This window comes from Paracoccus sp. FO-3 (assembly GCF_006386455.1).
Taxonomy (GTDB): Bacteria; Pseudomonadota; Alphaproteobacteria; order Rhodobacterales; family Rhodobacteraceae; genus Paracoccus; species Paracoccus versutus.
Genome location: NZ_VCBQ01000067.1, coordinates 1 through 21,093, shown reverse-complemented (window position 1 = coordinate 21,093; position 21,093 = coordinate 1). Strand labels below are relative to the sequence as shown.

At 61.1% G+C, this 21,093-nt stretch carries 24 protein-coding genes; 17 read left to right on the top strand and 7 right to left on the bottom strand.

All coding sequences use genetic code 11. From position 1 onward, the window contains the following. Position 1: 1 nt before the first annotated feature. Positions 2-676 (bottom strand): hypothetical protein, encoded by a 675-nt coding sequence (locus FE811_RS17595; protein ID WP_140848254.1) that lies wholly within the window; start codon positions 674-676, stop codon positions 2-4. Positions 677-779: 103 nt separating this feature from the next. Between FE811_RS17595 and FE811_RS17590 the strand changes: the two genes are divergently transcribed. From FE811_RS17590 to gnd, 5 genes are read left to right on the top strand one after another with little or no spacing between them, the layout of a single operon-like run. Continuing rightward, positions 780-1,226, top strand: a complete 447-nt coding sequence (locus FE811_RS17590) for a hypothetical protein (protein WP_181180887.1) — start codon at positions 780-782, stop codon at positions 1,224-1,226. A gap of 15 nt (positions 1,227-1,241) precedes the next feature. Continuing rightward, on the top strand, positions 1,242-1,823 hold the full coding sequence (locus FE811_RS17585) for a molybdopterin-dependent oxidoreductase (RefSeq protein ID WP_140848252.1): 582 nt from the start codon (positions 1,242-1,244) through the stop codon (positions 1,821-1,823). Continuing rightward, positions 1,820-2,434 carry a uracil-DNA glycosylase family protein gene (locus tag FE811_RS17580; RefSeq protein ID WP_140848250.1) on the top strand — a complete coding sequence of 205 codons (615 nt, stop codon included), beginning with the start codon at positions 1,820-1,822 and terminating at the stop codon, positions 2,432-2,434. Before FE811_RS17585 ends, FE811_RS17580 begins: the two co-directional genes overlap by 4 nt. Positions 2,435-2,449: 15 nt before the next feature. Beyond that, positions 2,450-2,731, top strand: coding sequence for a DUF427 domain-containing protein (locus FE811_RS17575; protein ID WP_140848248.1), 282 nt, complete (start codon positions 2,450-2,452; stop codon positions 2,729-2,731). A 51-nt stretch (positions 2,732-2,782) separates the two neighbouring features. After that, positions 2,783-3,772 (top strand): phosphogluconate dehydrogenase (NAD(+)-dependent, decarboxylating), encoded by a 990-nt coding sequence (gene gnd / locus FE811_RS17570; RefSeq protein WP_140848246.1) that lies wholly within the window; start codon positions 2,783-2,785, stop codon positions 3,770-3,772. Between the two features lie 63 nt (positions 3,773-3,835). Here gnd and FE811_RS17565 read toward each other — a convergent pair whose 3' ends face one another. Then, entirely contained in the window at positions 3,836-4,759 is a 924-nt protein-coding gene (locus FE811_RS17565) for a VPGUxxT family thioredoxin-like (seleno)protein, type 2 (protein WP_140848244.1), read from the bottom strand. A gap of 125 nt (positions 4,760-4,884) precedes the next feature. Between FE811_RS17565 and FE811_RS17560 the strand changes: the two genes are divergently transcribed. From FE811_RS17560 to FE811_RS17535, 5 genes are all read left to right on the top strand, one after another. Then, positions 4,885-5,436, top strand: coding sequence for a glutathione S-transferase N-terminal domain-containing protein (locus FE811_RS17560; protein WP_181180886.1), 552 nt, complete (start codon positions 4,885-4,887; stop codon positions 5,434-5,436). A gap of 457 nt (positions 5,437-5,893) precedes the next feature. Further along, positions 5,894-6,121, top strand: coding sequence for an ATP-binding protein (locus FE811_RS28750; RefSeq protein WP_370362684.1), 228 nt, complete (start codon positions 5,894-5,896; stop codon positions 6,119-6,121). A gap of 400 nt (positions 6,122-6,521) precedes the next feature. Continuing rightward, the gene (locus FE811_RS17545; RefSeq protein WP_242070313.1) at positions 6,522-7,907 is read left to right on the top strand and encodes a Mu transposase C-terminal domain-containing protein; all 1,386 of its coding nucleotides are present in this window, start codon (positions 6,522-6,524) and stop codon (positions 7,905-7,907) included. A 1-nt stretch (position 7,908) separates the two neighbouring features. Beyond that, complete coding sequence (locus FE811_RS17540; protein ID WP_140848238.1) at positions 7,909-8,787, top strand: TniB family NTP-binding protein; 879 nt, start codon at positions 7,909-7,911, stop codon at positions 8,785-8,787. After that, the gene (locus FE811_RS17535; RefSeq protein ID WP_140848236.1) at positions 8,784-9,581 is read left to right on the top strand and encodes a TniQ family protein; all 798 of its coding nucleotides are present in this window, start codon (positions 8,784-8,786) and stop codon (positions 9,579-9,581) included. Before FE811_RS17540 ends, FE811_RS17535 begins: the two co-directional genes overlap by 4 nt. Before the next feature lie 157 nt (positions 9,582-9,738). On the opposite strand, the gene cueR is transcribed toward FE811_RS17535, so the two are convergent. Then, positions 9,739-10,209: a Cu(I)-responsive transcriptional regulator gene (gene cueR, locus FE811_RS17530; protein WP_140848234.1), complete on the bottom strand. Its 471-nt coding sequence runs from the start codon at positions 10,207-10,209 to the stop codon at positions 9,739-9,741. Positions 10,210-10,221: 12 nt separating this feature from the next. Continuing rightward, positions 10,222-12,699 carry a heavy metal translocating P-type ATPase gene (locus FE811_RS17525; RefSeq protein ID WP_140848232.1) on the bottom strand — a complete coding sequence of 826 codons (2,478 nt, stop codon included), beginning with the start codon at positions 12,697-12,699 and terminating at the stop codon, positions 10,222-10,224. Between the two features lie 169 nt (positions 12,700-12,868). Between FE811_RS17525 and FE811_RS17520 the strand changes: the two genes are divergently transcribed. From FE811_RS17520 to FE811_RS17510, 3 genes are all read left to right on the top strand, one after another. Continuing rightward, positions 12,869-13,057, top strand: a complete 189-nt coding sequence (locus FE811_RS17520) for a heavy-metal-associated domain-containing protein (RefSeq protein WP_140848230.1) — start codon at positions 12,869-12,871, stop codon at positions 13,055-13,057. Positions 13,058-13,086: 29 nt separating this feature from the next. Then, entirely contained in the window at positions 13,087-13,512 is a 426-nt protein-coding gene (locus FE811_RS17515; RefSeq protein ID WP_140848228.1) for a DUF305 domain-containing protein, read from the top strand. Positions 13,513-13,611: 99 nt separating this feature from the next. Beyond that, entirely contained in the window at positions 13,612-15,687 is a 2,076-nt protein-coding gene (locus FE811_RS17510) for a copper-translocating P-type ATPase (RefSeq protein WP_219848895.1), read from the top strand. A gap of 128 nt (positions 15,688-15,815) precedes the next feature. On the opposite strand, the gene FE811_RS17505 is transcribed toward FE811_RS17510, so the two are convergent. The 3 genes from FE811_RS17505 to FE811_RS17495 are packed head-to-tail and all read right to left on the bottom strand — an operon-like array spanning position 15,816 to position 17,735. Beyond that, the gene (locus tag FE811_RS17505; RefSeq protein WP_140848226.1) at positions 15,816-16,403 is read right to left on the bottom strand and encodes a cobalamin biosynthesis protein CobQ; all 588 of its coding nucleotides are present in this window, start codon (positions 16,401-16,403) and stop codon (positions 15,816-15,818) included. 4 nt (positions 16,404-16,407) lie between these two features. Continuing rightward, positions 16,408-17,175, bottom strand: coding sequence for a DsbA family protein (locus FE811_RS17500; protein WP_140848224.1), 768 nt, complete (start codon positions 17,173-17,175; stop codon positions 16,408-16,410). Further along, positions 17,172-17,735, bottom strand: a complete 564-nt coding sequence (locus FE811_RS17495; protein ID WP_112312888.1) for a L,D-transpeptidase — start codon at positions 17,733-17,735, stop codon at positions 17,172-17,174. Before FE811_RS17495 ends, FE811_RS17500 begins: the two co-directional genes overlap by 4 nt. A gap of 523 nt (positions 17,736-18,258) precedes the next feature. On the opposite strand from FE811_RS17495, the gene FE811_RS17490 reads away from it, so the two are divergent. From FE811_RS17490 to FE811_RS17475, 4 genes are all read left to right on the top strand, one after another. Beyond that, positions 18,259-18,819 (top strand): L,D-transpeptidase, encoded by a 561-nt coding sequence (locus FE811_RS17490; protein ID WP_112312982.1) that lies wholly within the window; start codon positions 18,259-18,261, stop codon positions 18,817-18,819. A 25-nt stretch (positions 18,820-18,844) separates the two neighbouring features. After that, the gene (locus FE811_RS17485; RefSeq protein WP_140848222.1) at positions 18,845-19,198 is read left to right on the top strand and encodes a hypothetical protein; all 354 of its coding nucleotides are present in this window, start codon (positions 18,845-18,847) and stop codon (positions 19,196-19,198) included. A 131-nt stretch (positions 19,199-19,329) separates the two neighbouring features. After that, positions 19,330-20,010, top strand: a complete 681-nt coding sequence (locus FE811_RS17480; RefSeq protein ID WP_140848220.1) for a cytochrome c — start codon at positions 19,330-19,332, stop codon at positions 20,008-20,010. 2 nt (positions 20,011-20,012) lie between these two features. Further along, positions 20,013-20,996 carry a cytochrome c gene (locus tag FE811_RS17475; RefSeq protein ID WP_255469767.1) on the top strand — a complete coding sequence of 328 codons (984 nt, stop codon included), beginning with the start codon at positions 20,013-20,015 and terminating at the stop codon, positions 20,994-20,996. Positions 20,997-21,093: the final 97 nt, after the last annotated feature.

The window sequence follows — 21,093 nt, the reverse complement described above, 5'->3', positions numbered from 1 at the left end:
TTCAGTGCCCCCGGTTTTCGATGGGGGTCCCAAAGGCCGTGGCAAAGGCGGCATGGGCCTCAAGTCGGCCGCAAAGGATGACATTCTGCCCCTCGCCTGCCAGCCCACTCCATCCGTTATGGACTATTCCGTCTGCATTGCGCAGCGCGACCGGGATCAGACCGGCCGCTGCGCCCCAGTCGGCGGGGTTTTCCGGGGGGTGGCGAACCAACCGATGTTCGGCAATCATCGCATCTTCGCCCAACCGATGAAGCACAAGGAACGGCAGTTTACCCGCGCCCGTACGCGACAGCCAGCGCGAGGCCAAGCTGCAGATCAGCCGGTCTGCCCAAGGCGTCAGCAGCACATAGCGCAGATAGATAATGGCAGCGGCGACCGCGCCCAACTGCCCGAGCAATCCTGTCATCGACGTGCTGACACCAAAAGCGCCTACGACCACCGTTGCAATCAGAGAGCCGAGCCCGATGCTGCCGGTAACCATCAGAGCGACCAGCACATGGCGCCGTTCCGGGGTTTGCAGCAAGAGTTCGGATTCGCTTGTGGTGAACCCAGCCCCCGTCAGCGCGGACACCGCCTGAAGCCTGGCGACATGCCGCGGGATGCCGCTGTGTTCCAGTACGAGCCCAGCGATGCGGACGATAGTAGTCGTGACCGTGAACAGGATCACAATCGACAAAGCAGCGCCCATATCTCGTCACTCCCCCATGCCCGCCGCGCTTTCCGGTGGCGACGGCAGTCCAGACCGATCCCAGACTGAAAGCCAAACTAAAGGAATGAAAATGATCGACAAGTCCCACCTCCGCACTACGATGCTGGCTCTGACCGGGGCCGAGCTTGCGCAGGCCCACAAGACTTATGAACGCTTCCTCGCTTCGGCGCGGCTGGACCGCTCGGAACCCGTCGAAAACGACGAACAGGCGCAGGCCGAAACCGCCGCAGATCTGGCCGAGGCCTTCGACGACCGTGAGCACGAGGCCCAGGCCAAGATCGCGGCGCTGCAATCGCTGGATTTCGGCCCCAAGGACGAGGTTGTTCCAGGCGCGGCAGTGCGCATCGGCGACCGCTATCTGGTGATCGGCGTCTCGACCGCAGAGTTCATCTGCCAGGGCAAGCAGTTTGTCGGCATCTCGCAGGCCGCGCCGATCTATGCGGCGCTCGAGGGTAAGCGGGCGGGCGAGACCTGCGAATTCCGCGGCCGAAAGCTGCAAATCGATGAGGTGCTTTGAGCAGGGACCGCGACGATGACCGAGTATCTAAAGGACGGGCGTCCGCGCCTGCCGCCCAATCAGGTGGTCACGCAGAAGTTTCCGGTGATGACGGCCGGCACCCCTACCACAGCAGGTAAGGAAATCTGGTCGCTGACGCTGGATGGCGATGTTGCCCAGCCGGTCGCTCTGGATTGGCAGGGTCTCATGGCCTTGCCGCAGCAAGAGTTTATCGTGGATATCCACTGCGTCACGCGCTGGTCCAAGCTGGACACGCGCTGGCGGGGAGTGTCGGTTACCTTGCTGGCCGATCTTGTCGGGCCGAGGCCCGAGGCGACCTATGTTCAGGCGAGGGCGGATGGCAGCTATTCCGCCAACCTGCGACTGGCCGATCTTCTGGAAGACAAGGCCTTTGTCGCCACTGAATACGAGGGGCAGCCGCTGGCGGAAGACCACGGTGGCCCGGCCCGGCTTGTGGTGCCCGGCCTCTATTTCTGGAAAAGTGCAAAATGGTTACGCGGGCTACATTTCAGCCCCTTCGACTACAAGGGCTATTGGGAAAAGCTTGGCTATCACAATTATGGCGATCCCTGGAAAGAACAGAGGTATCGGGAATGACTACGCACGAGCCCCAGATTGCCAACCGGATTCGCATCTGTCGCCTGTGCGCGGCGGAATTCGCCCAGACCGCGACCCATCACGAACCACGCCCTATTGTCTGGTTTCGCAGCGGCGTGCGGATATTGATCGTCGGGCAGGCACCTGGCCTCAGGGTGCATGAATCCGGCGTACCTTTCGATGATCGTTCGGGTGATCGGCTGCGCGACTGGATGGGGCTTTCGCGGGAAGAATTTTATGACCGCGACCGGGTTTCCGTGGTGCCCATGGCGTTTTGTTTCCCCGGCTATGACGCCAAAGGCAGCGATCTGCCGCCCCCGCCCCGCTGTGCGCAGGCCTGGCGGGCCGACGTTTTGAAGGCGATCGGGCATGTCGTGCTGACCATCGTCATCGGCGGTTATGCCCAGGGCTGGCATCTGGGCCAAGCAACCCGCGAGGCGGGCGTTACGGCAACCGTCGCCAACTGGCGGCAGTGGTGGCCTGATGTGCTGCCCCTGCCGCACCCCTCGTGGCGCAACAATGCCTTCCTGCGCCGAAACTCCTGGTTCGAGGCCGAGCTGATCCCGGCCCTGCGGTCGCGCGTGCGCGCCGTGATGGATCATTCACCCTGACTTTCGGAGGAAATCATGGTCAAGGCAATCTGGAACGGGCAGGTGGTCGCGGAAAGCGATGACACGGTCGTGGTCGAAGGAAATCACTACTTCCCGCTGGAAAGCGTAAAACCCGAGTATCTGGTCGCCAGCGAACGCCACAGCGTGTGCCCCTGGAAAGGCACCGCCTCGTATTACTCGCTGAACGTGGATGGCCAGACCAATACCGATGCCGCCTGGTTCTACCCGATCCCCAAGTCTGCCGCCGCCGAGATCAAGGGCCGTGTGGCCTTCTGGCGGGGCGTGCAGGTCGGCTGAACTTATCCGGCGGGCCTTGTCCCGCCGTTACAATGACGAGAGGAGAACTGGATGGAACTGGGCTTTGTTGGTCTTGGCCGCATGGGCGGCAATATGGTGCGCCGGTTGTCAAAGGCCGGGCATCATTGTCACATCTTCGCCAATTCCGCCGCAACGCGCGAAGAGATTGCTGCCGAGACCGGTGCTACGGCATGGCCCGATCTGCCCGCCTTGGTTGCCGCACTAACCCCGCCGCGGGTGATCTGGCTGATGGTGCCTGCTGGCGAAGTAACCGGGCAGGTCTTGGACGAGTTGGCGGGCTTCTGCGGTCCTGATGATGTGATCGTGGACGGCGGCAACAGCCATTTCAAGGAAAGCGTCGCCCGCGCTGGCAGCTTGGCCAAACGTGGTATCCTGATGGCTGATTGCGGCACCAGCGGCGGGGTTTTCGGCCTGACGCGCGGCTATTCCTTGATGCTGGGCGGGACGCAGGCGGCGGTCACCCGCATTGCGCCGCTTCTGGACGCGCTGGCACCGGGTATCGACGCGGCCCAACGCACGCCGGCACGCGACGGCGGGCCAGAGGCGCCCGGCGAACAGGGCTGGCTGCACTGCGGCAAGGCTGGTTCGGGCCATTATGTGAAGATGATCCATAACGGGATCGAATATGGCATGATGCAGGCCATGGCCGAAGGTTTTGCGCTGTTCGCCTCTGCCAAGAACGAGGTCGTCGCTGAAGACTATCGCTATGACCTTGATCTTGCCGCCATCGCCGAGGTCTGGCGGCGTGGCAGTGTGGTCAGTTCCTGGCTTCTTGACCTGGGGGCTGATGCGCTGGCGGCAAATCCGTCGCTGGATCTTTATTCCGCAGAAGTTACCGAAAGTGGCGAAGGTCGCTGGACCGTCGAGGCCGCTATTGACCAGCGCACTTCGGCGCAGGTTCTGGCCGCAGCACTTTTCGCGCGGTTCGCATCGCGCGATGCCGATCAACTTGGCAACCGTTTCCTGTCGGCCTTGCGCAACAAGTTCGGCAGGCACCCCAGCCTGTCATCCAAGGGGTGACAGCGGCTGCCAAGGTTTAACCAGTGGGGTTGACTGGCAGGGATGACTGGGCCGGTGGCGGATTTATTCCGCCACCGCCTTGTCCAAACCGCCCAGCCGTTTCCATTCCGCGCGGAAGTTGCCGCGATAGGTCGATGCCGGGGTAAGCGTGGTCAGGTCTGGCTTGGCCAGCCATGCAGCCTGCCGGGGGCTAAGGAATCGTTCGGGCCGGTCACGATAGGGGATAGCCAGATTGATCCGCGTACGCTGCGCCCGGCTAAGCGGCAGATGCGCGAAGCGCGACTTGCTGATATAGTATTGCGGTGCCTTGTCGGTGCGGAAACCCGTGGGCTCACCTACCTCAAAGCCCTCGGTTTCAGCGAATTTCGCCAAGGCCGCCATGTCTACTCTTGCGGGATCGTAATCAATGCGGACCACTTCTTCGTCGCCAATCCAGCCAGCCTCGGTTGTCAGCACAGCCGGGTGCTGGGCCAGCGAAGTTTCGCCCGACCAGAAACATGGCGTCTCGATGTTGACGCTGCGCGCCAGACCGTAATCGGCCAGAAGATCATCGCGCAAAAGCCGCAGATATTCCGGCACCTGGCGCCCCATCGCCTCAAGCGCTGATACAAGCTTGTCATGAATCGCCAGCGGGTCATAACGGTTGGCCAGCTTGGGGATCAGCGGCGATCCATCGGGCCTGAGAAAGTGGATGACCGGATTGTTCCAGGACGGCTCACGGAACCGGGCCAGAATTTCAGCGTCCCGGCCGGGTTTGTTATTGTGGATGGCCAGCGCGATGAAGTTTTCTTCGATCGCTTCGGCCAAGAGCGGATTGCTCAGTACATCCTGGCCGAAATTCACGCAGGTCGAACAACCCGGTATCTCCTGAAACAGCAGGAGGACTGGAAGATCCTTCTTTGCGGCAAGTGAGAGAGCCACATCGAAGTCACGCTGCCAGACAATTTCGCCAAGTTCGCGGTGTTCATGAAAGGATGTATGTGCCATTCGTGAAATATGGTGACCGAAGCCGAAGATGCCAAGCCCCAACGGCCGTTGGGCATGGCGTCCTGTCTATTGACGGCGCGCACATCATGGCCAGTGTGGCCGCTATCAAATCCGGAGGGGACGGAATGCAGAACAAACACGAGGCGCTGATAGAAGCGTTCGAGAAGGCGGGGGAAGCCCATGCGATGGCGTTCATTCAGGTCGGCGGCGAAGATCCTGATTGGGCGATCTGGTATGCGGGCTTTCTACAGCGACCCCTGAGCAGTATTCTTGGCCGCAATCTGTCCAAGGCCGAAATTGTAACGTGTCTCATCTCGGTCGAGGAAGAACGTCTTGCACGTTTCGGCAAGACCCATCCCTGGCCACTGATGTATGCCGACCATTTCATCGAACGGCTGAGCCTGCCTGACCCCCTGAACGAAACTGGTCTCGCACTTTATTACTATCCTCAATGCCCTTTCTGCCAGCGTGTCCTGCATGCGATCAGGGAGACTAAGGCAAATGTCGAATTGCGTCATGTCTGGGATAATCCTAACTACTATGAAGAGTTGCTGGAGGCGCGCGGGCGCGCCACCGTCCCAGTGCTGCGGATCACGAGCAAGGGGAAGGATCGCTGGATGCCGGAGTCTGCGGACATAGTTCGATACTTGCGTGAACGCGCCATCACAGCTCAATGACCATGATCAAATCAAAACCCACCGCCGATGAGCAGACACGACCAATCCGAGGCCGACGCCGTAGCGACAACTTGGCCACGTCGGACCGTTTTGGCCCCTTCGGCTTGCCTCTGAATTAGGGGCCAGAGCCTTTACAGGTCTTGCGGCGCCTCAAAGGTCAGTCGCAGAAATTTGCGACAACCCCTGAACACTTCTCGGCTTTGCGCAAGGTTTTCAGCCCCGGCATCTGGTAGATAGGATCGAGCATGAATTCATCCGTCTCTGATGTCCAGATTTTGCAAGTGTATTCGTAAGGCGTGAGTCCACCGAGGGTCATGAGCCTTCGCGCGAAGTTGTAGCCTCCGAGAATGTCGGCGAGGTGTGTGCGCAACTGGTTATGGCTGTCGTGGGGTAGCGCCTGACCGCCCGCCTGAAGTTCGTTACCCTCCGGCAGACCGCCAGCGTCGAGGATCTCACCTTGCGCAAACTGCGGGGCCTCAATCGCGTCGTCATGACGCATCTGATCGACGGGGGCTGGGTCGACCGGCTTGAGAGCCTGCTGATCACCGGTCAGACCTGCCTCAGCAGGAGATGGATCGCTTGTGCCCTGGGTCACAAGGCCTGTCGAGACGGCGCAACGTCGTCTATTACCGCGTCCCGCTCATCTTTGAGGCCCTTGCCAAGGGCGTCACGCCCGCATGTTTAAGGCCATGTCGCGTAGCCCTTAAATGCGGTATACGAAAGTCAACAAAATCAATGCGGCGGCTTTGCCATTAAATATGGTATCTTGCCTTTAAATCCGACATTCTTGCCGTTAAATCTGACACAAGGTTCACGGGGTTGGGCGGTTGGTAGCGATGGAAGGTAATGACGAAGACTGTGGCGATGCTGGTGCTGAGGCGCTGCGCCGGGCATCGGTCCTTCGACCGCTTGTACAGGCGTATCTCAATGGCACCGGGAGCTTGGAAAGCGGTATACGTGATGCAGTCTGGGAGCTTGGCGTCAGCAGGACCACAGTCTGGCGCTGGATCCGACGGCTTGCAGCAGAGGGTGGCCGGACAAGCGCTCTCGTTCCCCGCAAACGCGGGCGACGCAACGGGTCGGTCATGGTGCCCGGTGATGTCGAAGGCATCATCGAAGAGCATCTTACTCGATACTACCTTCGGCGAGAACGCCCCAGCCTGGCGCGAGTTGTGTCAGAAATCCGCAGCGCCTGCCGTGAGCGGGGGCTTCAGCCGCCGACGCGCCGTACCGTTCAGCGGCGGCTTGATGCGATGGATACCCGCGAAGTCATGAAAGCGCGCGAGGGCGCAAAAGCAGCGCGCCAAAGGTTTGCGCCGGTGACGGGAAGGAACAGATCAGAACGACCGCTGGACGTTGTGCAGATCGATCACACACCAGCGGACATCATCCTTGTCGACAGTTTCGAGCGCAAACCCATCGGTCGACCTTGGGTGACCTTGGCGATCGACATCGCCACGCGCATGGTGACGGGATACCACGTCAGCTTTGAAGCGCCGTCTCGCCTTTCGGTGGCCTTGTGCCTCACGCGGGCCGTCGCCCCCAAAGCAGAGTTTCTGGCTGACCTCGAGTGTAATGTCTCGTGGCCCGCGCAGGGCAAGCCGGTCAGCATTCACGTCGATAATGGCCGCGATTTTCGGTCACGCGCCTTTCAATCGGCCTGTGCCGAATGGGGGATCAATCTGGTCTATCGACCGCCGGGAAGCCCTCACTTTGGTGGGCATGTCGAGCGGCTGATCGGGACCATGATGGGCGCGGTGCATCTCCTGCCGGGAACAACGCAGTCGTCGGTCGCGGCCAAGGGCGGCTATGATGCCGAAGGCATGGCTGCGATGACCTTGGGCGAATTCGATCGATGGTTTGCCTTGGAAATCTGTCGCTACAACAACAGCATCCATTCGAGCCTTGGCTGCACACCTGCCGCCAAGTGGGAAGCGCTCGCCGGTGAAATGGCCGGCGACATCCCCTTCGACATGGAGGCGTTTCGGGTGAGTTTCCTGCCAAGTGAGCAGCGGCAGGTGCGTCGTGACGGCATCCATCTTTTCGACCTGCGCTACTGGTCCGACGCCCTCGCGGGCTATGTCGGTCGTCGGGACGGAAAGGTGGTCGTCCGCTACGATCCCCGCGACCTCTCGGCCGTCTGGGTCGAACTGGACGGCGGCAGATGTGTCGAGGCCCGGTACCGCAACCTGGAAATCCCGCCGGTGTCGCTCTGGGAATACCGCGAGGCCATGCAAAAGGCACGGGCCATGGGGAAGGTGGGGGCGAATGAATTGATCCTCGCCGAATTGATCCGGCAGCAACGCCAAATCGAGGGTGAAAGCCGCGCGCTAACCAAGGCAGAGCGCCGATTTCGTGAAAGGAATTCTTCGATGAAGGGTCCGGCCGCCGATGATCGGGCGTCGGAGGGGCTGCGACCGGTCGACACGGGTGATAAATCGCGCCCCATGTTTAAAGTGGAGCGTTGGTGAATTGAGGGCAGAAATAATAGAAGACGGTCGTATCGCTCTCATTCAATCGGACATCTGGATCGGCTTTCCGCGGGCCGAACAAGTGCTGGACCGGCTGCAAGGCCTCATCGAGATGCCACGGCAGACTCGAATGCCGGGCCTTCTCGTGCATGGGGCATCTGGCATCGGCAAGACGATGATCGCCCGCAACCTGTCGCGCAGGTACGCGCCGGAATACGATCCGGAATCAGGTATCACGCGCACTCCGCTGCTTCTTTTGCAGGCACCACCAGCCCCAGACGAGCGGCGGTTCTATATGCACATCCTCGCTGCCGTCGGCGCTCCGTCATCGGCGCTAAGCTTGCGGGCGCAAAGTGTCGCCTCGCTTGAGGTCCGCGTTGTTGGCCTTCTTCGCGACCTCGGGCTTCGGATGATCATGATCGACGAAGTTCACAACCTCCTCGCGGGAACCCATCGCGAACAACGCCGGTTCCTCAATGTTCTGAGGTATCTCAGCAACGAATTGGAGGCGTCGCTGGTTTGCTTCGGCGTCAGCGAAGCGGTCGATGCTATTCGCGGCGATGTCCAACTCGCGCGACGCCTGGACGAACACCACCTGCCAAACTGGCGCGACGATNCCGAGTTCTCGGACATGATCCAGACCCTGATCGCGGCCATGCCGCTTGCGAAGAAGTCCAATCTGAAGGTTAAATCGCTCAAGCAGATATTGGCGCTGACCGGCGGGGTGACCTCGCGGATATTTTCCTTGGTCAAGGACCTATCCATCGACGCAATCGTCACGGGTCAAGAATGCATCACCGACGATGCAGTCGCAAAATGGACGCCCGTTTGGTCGCGCCATGCGAAAACCCAGCGACGGCTCGAGAAGGCCGGAGCTTGAAACAGCGCCCGTTGCCGAAAACTGTCACGCCTCTCGCAGATGAACTGCTTTCTGGATGGCTGACGCGACTGGCGGTCGCCAACCACTGCGAGGTCGACGAGCTCCTGGCGCATATTGGAGTCGATACTCGACAGGTCGCCATGCTGGATTTTGAGGTTGAGGTGGCCGCGACCACAGCAGAAAAGATATCGATTGCGGCCCGTGTTGCCGCTGAAACTGTGCAATCCCTTACCTTTGGGACAATGACCCAGACCGAAGCCCTGATGACGGCGCAGGTTGCGTTCCAGTCATGTCCCGACTGCTCTCGGCGTGGCATTGCGCTCAAACAGTGGCGGAAATTATGGGCATTCGACTGCCAGATCTGCGGCACCCGACTCCTTTCGATCCTCATCAAGCCTGATCGCAGCCGAATATCCGAACAGCTGGTTCGTCGTGCTCGAAGCGGGGCAGGGCTGCTCGAAAGTGCGGTAACGTCCAACTGCGCCAACAAACTTAGACGCGCCATGCGGGCGGCCACCTATGCCAAGGCGCTCAAGTCCGTTCGCGCCGATACGGCCTTTGCCCTTCAAAGTCCCAGACCCGACGTGAGACTCTTTTGCCTTGCCGCCATCGCCGCGGCTCAGTCACGTCCACTGGCCAAAGCGGCAATGTTCAGCACTGGCCTCGATGGGTACGCAAGAGTTGCCTTGCTTCGTGCGTTCGAAAAAGAGCCCCGCCTTCTTGCCGTAGTTGACCGGATCGCACTGCGAAACAGGGAAAGACCCCGACGAGCGGCGACTGAATGCCACGTTTAAGGGCAACAAACGTCGCTCAACGCGCAGTGTGCCGGATTTAAAGGCAACGCGACAGCGCCGCAACTGGGTCCGCCCTTCCTCATTCCCGATTGAGTTCGGGGATTCTGCGTCCCATGAACACCAAACAAAATCACGATCATGCGCACGCCGCAGAATGTCAATGCGCTTGAAGTCCGGCAGCCTTGCCGGAGCGGGGCGCGGATTGTTGATCTTCCTCGCGCGCTCCGCTGCCTTGATCGGGGCCATTCACGAGGTCGGCAAGGATCGGACAGTCCGGGCGGTGATCGCCGCAGCACGCATCTGCCAGATGACGCAGCGTGTCCATCATTGCCTGCATTTCACGAATTCGAACTTCAAGACCGGCGATCTGCTCAAGCGCAATCTGTTTCACGTCGGCACTCTGCCGCGAACGATCCTGCCAGAGCGCCAGTAACTCCTCGATCTTCTCGACGGAAAAACCCAAGTCCCGCGCCCTTCGGATGAAGCGCAGTAGCTGAACATCGGTCATCGTGTAGACGCGATATCCTGCAACCGTCCTTCCTGCTGCCGGGATGAGCCCGATCGACTCATAGTAGCGAATCATCTTGGCGGAAACGCCCGAAGATTTTGAAGCTTCACCGATGTTCATCTCGGGGCCTCCTTACGCGGCGATTGAAGGTGCAAAGCGCCGCAGTCGCAGCGCATTGCCAAGGACGAAGACCGACGATAGCGCCATCGCGGCGGCGGCAAAGATCGGCGACAGCAGGATACCGAAGGCGGGCCAGAGCGCGCCTGCGGCAACCGGGATCAGCAGGGCATTGTAGATGAAGGCCCAGAACAGGTTCTGGCGGATGTTTCGCATCGTGGCCTTGGAAAGCGCAATGGCATCCGAGACGGCAGTCAGCCTACCCGACATCAGTACGACGTCCGCCGCTTCGATGGCAATGTCGGTGCCGGTGCCGACGGCAAGGCCCACATCCGCTTCGGCCAGGGCGGGCGCGTCGTTGATCCCGTCGCCGACATAGGCCAGCGAGCCCAGTGCCTTCAGACGTTTCACCGCAGCGACTTTGCCGTCGGGCAGCACCTCGGCCACAACTTCGTCGATGCCAAGCTGGCGGGCGATGGCGTTCGCCGTGCGGCCATTGTCGCCGGTAATCATTGCAACCTTCAGCCCCAACCGGTGCAGTGCCTGGATCGCCTGCGGCGTGGTTTCCTTGATCGGGTCCGCAACTGCAAGGATTGCAGCAAGCTTGCCGTCGATGGCAGCATAGAGCGGTGACTTGCCCTCGTCGCCGAGCCGGGTGGCGGTGTGGCCGAAGACCGACACATCGAGGCCGAGCTTGACCATGTAGCGGTCGGCACCGATCTCGACCCGCTGCGCGCCCGCCGTTGCCGTGACACCGAAACCGGTGACGGAGTCGAAAGCAGTGATCTCAGGAAGGATCAGGCCCTCGGCTTCGGCCGCCGCGACAATGGCGCGGGCGATCGGATGCTCGGACTTCGCTTCGACAGCCGCCACCACGGCCAGCACTGCGGCGCGGTCGAAGCCCGGTGCCAGCGCCATGTCGGTCAGGCGCGGTTTGCCCTCGGTCAGGGTACCGGTCTTGTCGAACGCGACTACCTTGACGCTCTGCAAGGCTTGGAGGGCCTCACCCTTGCGGAAGAGCACGCCCATCTCGGCACCACGCCCGGTGCCGACCATGATCGACGTTGGCGTGGCCAGACCCATGGCGCAGGGGCAGGCAATGATGAGGACGGCGACGGCGTTGACCAGGCCAAAGGTCAGGGCCGGATCAGGCCCGAAGATCAGCCAGACGGCGAAGGTCAGCACGGCAAGCGCCATAACCACGGGAACGAACCACATCGTCACGCGGTCGACCAGCGCCTGGATCGGCAGCTTACCGCCTTGCGCGGCTTCGACCATGCGGATGATCTGAGCCAGCATCGTGGCCTCGCCCACCGCCGTCGCCCGGAAACTGAACGCGCCGGTCTGGTTTACTGTGCCGCCGGTCACGGTGCTCCCCAGTGCCTTCTCGACCGGCACGGGCTCGCCAGAGATCATGCTTTCGTCGATCCAGCTTGCGCCCGTCGTGACCTCGCCGTCGACCGGCACCCGCTCGCCAGGGCGGACCTCGACGACATCGCCCGGGCGGACTTCGGCGACTGGCACTTCGACCAGGCCGCCATTGCGAAGGACACGGGCAGTCTTGGCCTGAAGTCCGACCAGCCGCTTGATCGCCTCTGAGGTCCGGCCTTTTGCGCGAGCTTCAAGCAGACGACCAAGGAGGATCAATGTGACGATGACTGCCGCCGCCTCGTAGTAGACATTCTGGGTGCCTGGGGGCAGGATTCCGGGGGCAAAGGTTGCCACCAGGGAATAGCCGAAGGCAGCCAACGTTCCGACCGCGACCAGGCTGTTCATGTCAGGCGCCAGACGCGCCAGGGCCGGAAACCCCTTGCGGTAAAACCTGAGGCCAGGACCAAGGAGGACCACGGTCGTCAAGGCGAACTGTATGTGCCAGCTGTTCTGCATGCCAATGCTGTTCATCACCGCCATGTGGACCCACATGAACAGATGCGATCCCATCTCGAGGACAAACACAGGCAGAGTCAGAGCCGCAGCAAAAAGCACATCGCGCCGCAATGCGGCTTCCTCGGCTGTTTTCTTCGCGGCGGACTCTTCTGACATGATGGCGGTTTCGGTCGCTGCCCGTGCCTCGTAACCCGCATCCGCGATTGCGCCGATCAGGGAGGCAAGGTCCGCCGTTCCGGTGACCGTGGCGCGTTCCGTGGCCAGATTGACATTGGCTGCGGTCACACCGGGTACCGTTTTCAAGGCTCGCTCCACCCGTGCGACGCAGGAGGCGCAGGTCATACCCCCGATGACGATATCGATCGGACGCGATGGCACATCATAGCCCGCGTCCTCGATTGCCTTGACCAGAGCCGATCGGTCCAGGTCCGGTCCGATGATTTCTGCCCGTTCCGTCGCGAGGTTGACGGCTGCAGTTTTTACCCCGGGGACAGCCTGCAGTGCGCGTTCAACGCGCCCGACACAGGATGCGCAGGTCATGCCTTCGACGTCGATCACGATCCTGCCGAGGTCTGCCATGGCGTTCTGAGGGACTTGTATGTTCATCGCGGCACTCCGGTGGCGAGTTACTCCGCTGACTGAGATAGGGCTTCCCATGATGGTAAGGTCAAGCCCTGATTTCAATTTGTCTGATCACGGAATTGTTCTCTTGACCTTACAACGGTGGGAAGGCCCATATCGAGTTGCATGAGGCGATTGTCCGAAGGAGACACTCATGCAGTTCCATATCGAGAACATGACCTGCGGCGGCTGCGCGCGCAGCGTCACCAAGGCGATCCAGGCGGTAGACCCCTCCGCCGAGGTGAGCGCGGATCCGACCTCGCACAAGGTCGAAGTGAAATCAGCGGCTTCTCGCGATCGGTTGGTCGCGGCGCTGACCGAGGTCGGCTACGCGCCTGCCTGACAAAACATAATCATCGAAGGAAAATCTGAATGAACAAACGTACTCTCGCGCTGTCTATTGCGGCTGTTGCTGTTGTCGGTGGGATCGCATTTGCCCAGCAGACCATGGAAGGCATGGACCACTCCAACATGGGTGGCATGGGCATGGGGGATATGGGCATGATGAGCCATGCTTCCATGATTCCGGCAGAGTTGGCCGACAATCCGGCTGTGCAGGCCTACGCGGCGGCAATGGACCAGATGATGGCGGACATGATGGTGCCTTATACCGGGGACGCTGACGTGGACTTCGTGCGAGGCATGATTCCGCACCATGAAGCTGCGGTCGCGATGGCGCGAATCCAGCTGGAGCATGGCACGGACCCGGAAATCAGAAAGCTCTCGGAAGAGGTGATCGCGGCTCAGGAGGCCGAGATCGCCGAGATGAAGGCCTGGCTCGCGGCTCGCGGGTTGTAAGGCGCTTCAGTGGCGGCAGGGTGGCCCGCTCCCGGCCATCCTGCCGTCCGACCTGACACACAGCGACCGTCTGGCCGCATCGGTCTAGGGATTATTGCCATGACGGCTGAGAATGGACACGCAAACCACCACGACCATCAAGTTGGGCACGCGGCGAAGTCGAACAAGAGCGAACTCCGGTCCGGTGCTGGCGGGCATTCGAGCCACAAGGCCGGGCACGCTGGCATGGTCGACGACTACCGCAGGCGCTTCTGGTTGGCGTTGGCTCTCACGATCCCGGTTTTGGTCCTGTCCCCAATGGTCCGCGATTTTGTCGGGCAAGGCATGGCACGCTTGCTTGCCGGTGAAGAGTGGATCGCACTGAGCCTGTCATCTGTGATCTACTTCTGGGCAGGATGGCCCTTCCTTAAGGGCGCCGGTCCTGAAATCCGCGCTGGCCGTCCAGGAATGATGACGCTGGTCGCGCTTGCCATCTCGACAGCCTATTTCTACTCGGCGGCCGTCACGTTGGGACTGCCCGGCGGAGAGCCGTTCTATTGGGAACTGGCCACGCTCGTCACGATCATGCTTTTGGGCCATTGGCTTGAGATGCGGTCCGTCCTCGGCGCTTCTCGCGCTTTGGAGGAGCTTGTACGCCTGCTGCCTGATACCGCACTGCGGGTGACCGCGGACGGTGGAAATGAGGACGTACCCGTCGCGGCCTTGATCGCCGGCGACCGGGTCGTGATCCGCCCCGGCGCCAAGGTGCCGGTCGATGGAAAGATCATCGAAGGCACATCATCCTTCAACGAGGCCATGCTGACCGGGGAATCGAAACCTGTCACGCGGTCTGCCGGCGAAGCTGTCATCGGCGGTGCGGTAAATGGCGAAGGTGCCGTTACCATCGAAGTGAAGGCGACGGGCGAGGCGACTTACCTGTCGCAGGTCATCGCCATGGTGAAAGCGGCACAGGACAGCCGCTCGCGCACACAGGATCTGGCCTCGCGCGCCGCGACTGTCCTGACCTGGATTGCCATCACCGTCGGCCTCGGATCGTTCGGTTACTGGTATGCGGTCGGGGCGGGGGCCACCTTTGCGCTTGAGCGGATGGTGACCGTCATGGTCATCGCCTGTCCGCATGCGCTCGGCCTTGCCGTGCCGCTTGTCGTGGCCGTCTCGACGTCGCTGGCGGCGCGCAACGGACTGCTGATCCGCGACCGTGCCGCCTTTGAGCGTGCGCGGGATCTGAATGCCGTGGTCTTTGACAAGACCGGCACTCTTACTGAAGGCAGATTCGGCGTGAGCGATCTGGTGTTGCTGCAAGATGGCGATGAGACGACTGCCTTGCGCTTGGCGGCATCGGTTGAAAGCCAGTCACAGCATCCTATCGCCACGGGAATTGTCGCCGCCGCAAAAGCCCGTGGCATTGAATATCCGGCCCCGGAAGGCTTGCAGAGCATCACGGGTGCGGGCGTCACGGCGCGCGTGGATGGGCGGGAAATCGCCATCATCAGCCCTGGTCACCTCCGGCGGCAAGGCCGACCAGTGACCGACCCCCGGCTCGCCCTGCTGGAGGAGACAGGCAAGACCGTCGTGGTGCTGGAGGTGGGCGGCCAGCCCTATGCGCTGCTGGCCCTGGCCGACATCGTGCGCGCGGAATCGCGTGATGTCGTGGCGCGTCTCAAGGCTAGGGGTGTCAGGTCAATCATGATGACGGGAGACGCTGAGGGTGTCGCGAAGTCAGTCGCTGCAGAACTCGGCCTCGATGAATATTTCGCACAGGTCCTCCCGGATCAGAAAGCGGCCCGCGTGAAAGAACTTCGCGCCCGGGGTCTGAAGGTCGCAATGGTTGGAGACGGGGTGAACGACGCGCCGGCGCTCGTCGAAGCCGATCTTGGAATTGCCATTGGTGCGGGCACGGATGTCGCCGTGGAATCCGCCGACGTGGTCCTGGTGCGTTCTGACCCACGGGATGTGGAGGCCATTCTTGGCCTGTCCCGAGCGACGTATTCGAAGATGGTGCAGAACCTGATCTGGGCGACCGGATACAACGCATTTGCCATTCCAATGGCTGCTGGCATCACGTTCGGCACCGGCTTCCTGATGACACCTGCAGTCGGCGCCGTATTCATGTCGGCATCGACCATTATTGTAGCGATCAATGCACAACTCCTGCGGCGATACAGATCGAACTAAGGCGACATTGAGCGCCTAGCAAGACCAAGCGTGCTTTTCAGTAAGCTGCTAGGGGAGGCGCGATCAATCCTGAATGGCCATGCAAGCCATGCCGAGCGGGAACCTGAAGCACGCTGCGGTGCGCTCTTTCAGCCCATGCCGTGAAGTCCGTGGAAGCCACCTGTAACTATCACGGGTACGAAGATCACAGCGGCCAAAATGACGATCACGACGCGCTGCCAGAGTTTTCGGTGCCGCCAGCAGAGAAAGGCAGTGGCGAACAGAACCAGCCCAAGTTCCACCACGCCGATGATACCGCCGTAATAGTTCGGGTCCCAGTAGCTGACCGGACTGCGGAATACCCAGTCTGACACGGGCCAGAATTGGCGGCGGGCATCGTCATGATGGGTGATGAAGTCGGTGGCCGCATGCAAAAAGCCGGCTCCCGCAAAGGCGGTGAGAATGAGGTGACGTCGCCAGTTTCCAAGGGCAAGAAGCAGGCCCCAGACGAAAAAGCTGTGATCAACGGCAAAGACGGCCTGCCATGAGTCCGAGTAGAAGAGGTCTCCGAAGACTTCATGCTGCGGAATTCCGACCAGGCGTGTCGAAAATAGGACCAACGCAAACATCGGAACATCAGGAGCGAGGCCGCCCAGCATGGCCGCCACCAGAGTGGACGGCACGACGGGCCGAGCAAAGACAGCAGCCCCGATCAGCATATGCGTTGGTGTGTTCATCGCATCAACAGGCCGGAAATGGTTCGGCCTTCCCTTCTTCCGCAATCTGTCGGAGGAGGGAAAGGGGAACCGCACCGCTGAGCACGGTCCGTCCGATCACCAGACCTGGGGTGCCGATGAACCCGAAGAGATCGGCAAGTGCGCGCGTTCGGTCGAGCTCAGCCTGAACGCCGGCGGAGGACATATCGATTAAGAGCTGCTCGACATCCAGATCAAGGGTCTCCGCAACACGCCGTACCGAGGCCTCTTCGGCAACCATCGGTGTTCGCATGAAGCGGCGGCGAAGCTCCTGTTGCTTGCCCTGGCGTGCGGCGGCAACAGATGCCCGGGCGGCCAGCTCAGACGGCGGCCCGAAGATCGGAAGTTCGTGTTGCACGAGCCGGAATGCGGTTGGGTCCTCCGCCAGCAGGCTTTCAAGATCTCGTTCGAGAGCACGGCAGAAGGGGCAACGAAACTCGCTGAAGTAGGCAATGGGAACCTCAGAGTTGGAGGCGCTGTTCCCAAATAAGGCCGGGCATGGGTCGGTGCGCAGGGTCTCCATGCGCGCCCTGCGTGCTCCCGCATCAGGTAGCGGCCCATCGAGACCGACGAGTGCGATGTTTGCTGTGGAGGTCTGACCGGCCAGCTCCAGCCGACGAAATGGCGGCACACCCTCGATGTCGACATAGGAAAGCCCGCGTCCGCCAAGCCGGTCCCAGGGCAGGGCCCGTAGTCCATACATCAAGGCTACGATGCCCCCCAACACGAAGACATCACGACGGCGGATCGTCACAGGACAGTAACCGGCGTTCCGACTGGGACCTGCTCATAGAGTTGGATCACATGGTCGTTCAGCATCCTGATGCAACCGTTCGACACGGACCGTCCAATCGACCACGGCTCTGTCGTGCCGTGAATCCGGTAGTAGGTGTCGCGCCCGTCGCGGTAAAGGTAGAGGGCTCGGGCGCCCAGTGGGTTGCCAGGTCCGCCCGGCACCCCCTCGGCAAACTGGGCATAGCGATCGGGATTCCGGCGGATCATGTCGTTTGTCGGGCGCCATGACGGCCATTCGGCCTTGCGTTCAATGATTGCCGATCCCTTGAATGCCAGACCGGCCTTGCCGACGCCGACACCGTACCGGACGGCCCGCTCGGAATCGAAAACATAGTACAGAAAGAAACTTCGCGGGAAGACGAGGATCTGACCGGGGGCATGTTGCTCTCGGACTCGGACCTCGCGAGGTTGAAATTCGTCGGCCAATACGAAGGGTTCTTCGGTATGGGCACGAAGGACAGTTGGCATCGAGAGGGCTGCAGCGGCTGCGCCGGAAAGAAAGGATCGACGGAAAATCATGCGAACTCCTGAGAGGAACGTGAAGGACGAGGGTTCACTCAGAGGAAGGTTCGCGGAGGTGGGCGACCGGGGGCAAAGGCGCGGCTTGAGGCAGAGACCGGCGTAATCACGAACCGCGCAGACTTGGCATACGGTGCCACCTCGAAAAATGACAAGGAGGCAGTTGCGACAAGCTGGCAGGAGGCATGGCCTGATCCGTCGCTGCAAAGGGCGTCCTGGTCCACAGCTGCGGTTTGAGCATGATCTGCATGAGCGCCGTGGGATGCGTGATCAGGAAGCGCCGCCCAGAGAAGGGCGACGAGCAAGCACAAACCGCACAGGGTGTTCGCAAACTTACGCATGGGCGCAGAATAGCGCTCCTGGTGTATGGGAGAGGTGTTCACATCGAAGTGAGCAGAGAATTTCCCAACAAAATCGGCGAAAGCGCCACGGCTTCACCTCTTTGTGACCCCTGTGCGATGCAAAGCGATTTGACCTTCCCACGTTGGAAGCCGGCACAGGTAACAAAAAAGAGGAGCAGACCATGCGATTCAGTCGACGACTTTTCGTTGCCGGAGCCCTTGCCGCGCCTTTCCTGACGGGCCGGGCAGCCTTTGCGACCGAGGACAATCAGGGACCAGTCCGGAACAACATCTCGGCGTTCCGCATCCATGAGTGGCAGGACCACTTCGACTCGCTTGGGGTCGGGGTCATCATCTCTGACACCACGGGCAAGGTTCTCCAGCACTGGACGAGCGACGGTCAGATGTTTCTCTATCCCACTTCGGTTCCGCTATCAGATGAATTGACCCGGCGGGGATACACCGAGGTCGTCGAGAAGCGGGTTAACCCAAGTTGGGCTCCGACGCCCTCGATGCGGGAGCGCAACCCGGAGTGGCCAGCCTTCGTGCCAGGAGGCGATCCAACCAATCCGCTTGGCACCCGCGCCCTGTATCTATCGTGGCAGTACTACCGGATTCATGGTACTCACGACACGCGTAAGATCGGGCGTCGTTCGTCGAACGGCTGCATCGGGCTTTACAATGAGCACATCGAAGAAGTGTTCGACCGCACTCCGGTCGGAACGAAAGTCAAGCTGATCTGAACGGATGAGAGCGACAGCAACCCCATTGGACCTACCGCAAAACCTGCTTGTACGCAGGTTGTTGCGCGTCGTGTCGATGTGGCTTCTGACTGTCGCTCTGGTCATGGGCTTGGTGTTGGGACAGTCTGCAGAAGCAGGATCGGGCAACGAGCATCATTCCGACCTCACCGTCGAGGCTGCCGAAACCCCAGAACAGCAATTTTCGGCAACGCCTGCCTGCCACCTCGGCGTCATTTGCACCGCGTTCGTTTTGCCAGATGCTCTGGCATCGATACAGCCCACGGCCGTTCCGGCTGTGCTTCAGCCCGACGCTGAGCAGTCGCAACGTCGTTTTGGCGGTCCGGCCATCACACTTCCTCCCCCGCGAATCCTGACCTGACAGTCGGGCCGAACGATTGTTCGATGACCAGACGAGCCGGTTTGAAAGACTGGCTCAGGTTCGACCCTTTCTCAGCCTGACACGAGAATTCGTCCCAAGCTGTGACCCGCCTGACCGGCAGGGCGCAGCCAATGATCAACAACAAGAAACCAAGGGCAGTCAGGCAGATGAAATCTCAATGGACGGGCGCGATCGCGCTTGCCGCTTCCGCCGTAGCGGCAGTGGCACTGGCACATACGGGGGCGACGGGCGTCGTCTTGGACCGAATGAACGGAATGACGGCAATGCGCGACACCATCGCGGAATTGGCACCGATGATACAGGGCACCGTGCCCTACGACACATTCATTGTGTCTGAAGGCGCCAGCGTCATTTCCAGTCATGCGGGCGAGACGATGCTGTCGCTTTTCCCTGAAAACAGCCTTGAAGGCGTCACCTATGCCAAGCCGGAAATTTGGGCCGATTGGCAGGAGTTCGCGGCCCTCTCCGAAGAGCTGAAGGCCTATGCTGATGCCTTGGCTGAAGCTGCCCCGAACGGCCTCGAGCCCGCGAGTTCGCCAGCTGGCGAGATGGCTGGCATGGATCACTCGGGCATGGACATGACCGGAACAGCGCAACCAGCGCAGGGCTTCACGGTCGCGGAATTGATGGGATACGGAGGGGCTTCGGAAAAGATCGCGGTGACACGAGGGACATCCGACCCGACAATTTTGGAGCTCGATCTGACGACACTGGCGGCGGACGACCTCTTCAACCGGATCAGCGCGACATGCTCTTCCTGTCATGCGCAGTTTCGTGCGGGCCGGAACTGACCATGCGAGGTTTGATCCGGCTTTCCTTTGTCTTCCCAGCCATCGTGGCAGGTATAGGTGCCGGGGTGTTGGCACTTTGGCCGATCGGGGAAGTCGAGCCCGCGAGCTTTCCTCCCGGCGATGTCGAACGCGGGGCCTATCTCGCGCGTGCGAGCGGCTGCGTGTCGTGTCATACCAACTCAGCGGCAAAAGGGCCCGCGCTTGCAGGGGGCGCTCCGCTTGACACCCCGTTCGGCACCTTTGTGCCGCCAAACATCACACCACATCGCGATGCCGGGATCGGACGCTGGACCATCCAGGATTTCGCAAAGGCTGTGCGCCAAGGGGTGTCGCCTGACGGCGACCCCTACTACCCCGTCTTCACCTACTCTTTCTACGCCGGTTTTACCGATCAGGACATTGCCGACCTCTGGGAGGCGTTCCGCACCGTCCCGGCTGTTGGCGATGCAGCCCCACCCCACGACGTCGGCTTTCCCTTCAGTTTCAGATCGGGGCTGAAGCTCTGGCGCGCGGCTTACCTTGAGACGCCCAAGACGGACGCACTTATGGGCACGTCTTCCTCGTGGAACCGCGGGCGGGTGCTGGTCGAAGGGGCTGCACATTGCGCTGCCTGTCACACAAGCCGAACCCTGGCAGGGGGCCTTGATGACGGTGCCCGCTTTGCCGGGAACGACAGCCTTCCAGGGGGCAGCAAAGCACCGCCAATTCTGAGTGACGTTCTTCTCGCAAAAGGTTGGGGCGTTGCGAACCTGGCTTACGCGCTTCAGTCCGGGATTCTGCCTAACGGTGATGCTTTCGGCGGCAGCATGGCCGAGGTCGTCGCTGAGGGCACGTCTTTCCTGAGCGCTGCCGACCGCGAGGCCATTGCCACCTATCTCCTCGACCCCGAAGGCACGGGCGACATTCCTGCGCCCGCACCGACGCCGGTCGAGACCCCGATGGCTGGAATGGATCATTCACAGATGGATATGGGAAATGGGAACTAGAGCGCTTGCCGTCATTCTGGCTTTGGGCGTTGCCGTCTTCGTCGGTGTCTTCATCTGGACCACCGTCTGGACCTGAGAATGGCGGTGCGAAATTAGT

What these genes read in the sequence shown, in the direction of transcription:
- FE811_RS17590 (WP_181180887.1), top strand. Translation starts at nt 780, where the DNA reads ATGATCGACAAGTCCCACCTCCGCACTACGATGCTGGCTCTGACCGGG.
- FE811_RS17585 (WP_140848252.1), top strand. Translation starts at nt 1,242, where the DNA reads ATGACCGAGTATCTAAAGGACGGGCGTCCGCGCCTGCCGCCCAATCAG.
- FE811_RS17580 (WP_140848250.1), top strand. Translation starts at nt 1,820, where the DNA reads ATGACTACGCACGAGCCCCAGATTGCCAACCGGATTCGCATCTGTCGC.
- FE811_RS17575 (WP_140848248.1), top strand. Translation starts at nt 2,450, where the DNA reads ATGGTCAAGGCAATCTGGAACGGGCAGGTGGTCGCGGAAAGCGATGAC.
- gnd (WP_140848246.1), top strand. Translation starts at nt 2,783, where the DNA reads ATGGAACTGGGCTTTGTTGGTCTTGGCCGCATGGGCGGCAATATGGTG.
- FE811_RS17565 (WP_140848244.1), bottom strand. Translation starts at nt 4,759, where the DNA reads ATGGCACATACATCCTTTCATGAACACCGCGAACTTGGCGAAATTGTC.
- FE811_RS17560 (WP_181180886.1), top strand. Translation starts at nt 4,885, where the DNA reads ATGCAGAACAAACACGAGGCGCTGATAGAAGCGTTCGAGAAGGCGGGG.
- FE811_RS17545 (WP_242070313.1), top strand. Translation starts at nt 6,522, where the DNA reads ATGGTGCCCGGTGATGTCGAAGGCATCATCGAAGAGCATCTTACTCGA.
- cueR (WP_140848234.1), bottom strand. Translation starts at nt 10,209, where the DNA reads ATGAACATCGGTGAAGCTTCAAAATCTTCGGGCGTTTCCGCCAAGATG.
- FE811_RS17525 (WP_140848232.1), bottom strand. Translation starts at nt 12,699, where the DNA reads ATGAACATACAAGTCCCTCAGAACGCCATGGCAGACCTCGGCAGGATC.
- FE811_RS17520 (WP_140848230.1), top strand. Translation starts at nt 12,869, where the DNA reads ATGCAGTTCCATATCGAGAACATGACCTGCGGCGGCTGCGCGCGCAGC.
- FE811_RS17515 (WP_140848228.1), top strand. Translation starts at nt 13,087, where the DNA reads ATGAACAAACGTACTCTCGCGCTGTCTATTGCGGCTGTTGCTGTTGTC.
- FE811_RS17510 (WP_219848895.1), top strand. Translation starts at nt 13,612, where the DNA reads ATGACGGCTGAGAATGGACACGCAAACCACCACGACCATCAAGTTGGG.
- FE811_RS17505 (WP_140848226.1), bottom strand. Translation starts at nt 16,403, where the DNA reads ATGAACACACCAACGCATATGCTGATCGGGGCTGCTGTCTTTGCTCGG.
- FE811_RS17495 (WP_112312888.1), bottom strand. Translation starts at nt 17,735, where the DNA reads ATGATTTTCCGTCGATCCTTTCTTTCCGGCGCAGCCGCTGCAGCCCTC.
- FE811_RS17490 (WP_112312982.1), top strand. Translation starts at nt 18,259, where the DNA reads ATGCGATTCAGTCGACGACTTTTCGTTGCCGGAGCCCTTGCCGCGCCT.
- FE811_RS17480 (WP_140848220.1), top strand. Translation starts at nt 19,330, where the DNA reads ATGATCAACAACAAGAAACCAAGGGCAGTCAGGCAGATGAAATCTCAA.
- FE811_RS17475 (WP_255469767.1), top strand. Translation starts at nt 20,013, where the DNA reads ATGCGAGGTTTGATCCGGCTTTCCTTTGTCTTCCCAGCCATCGTGGCA.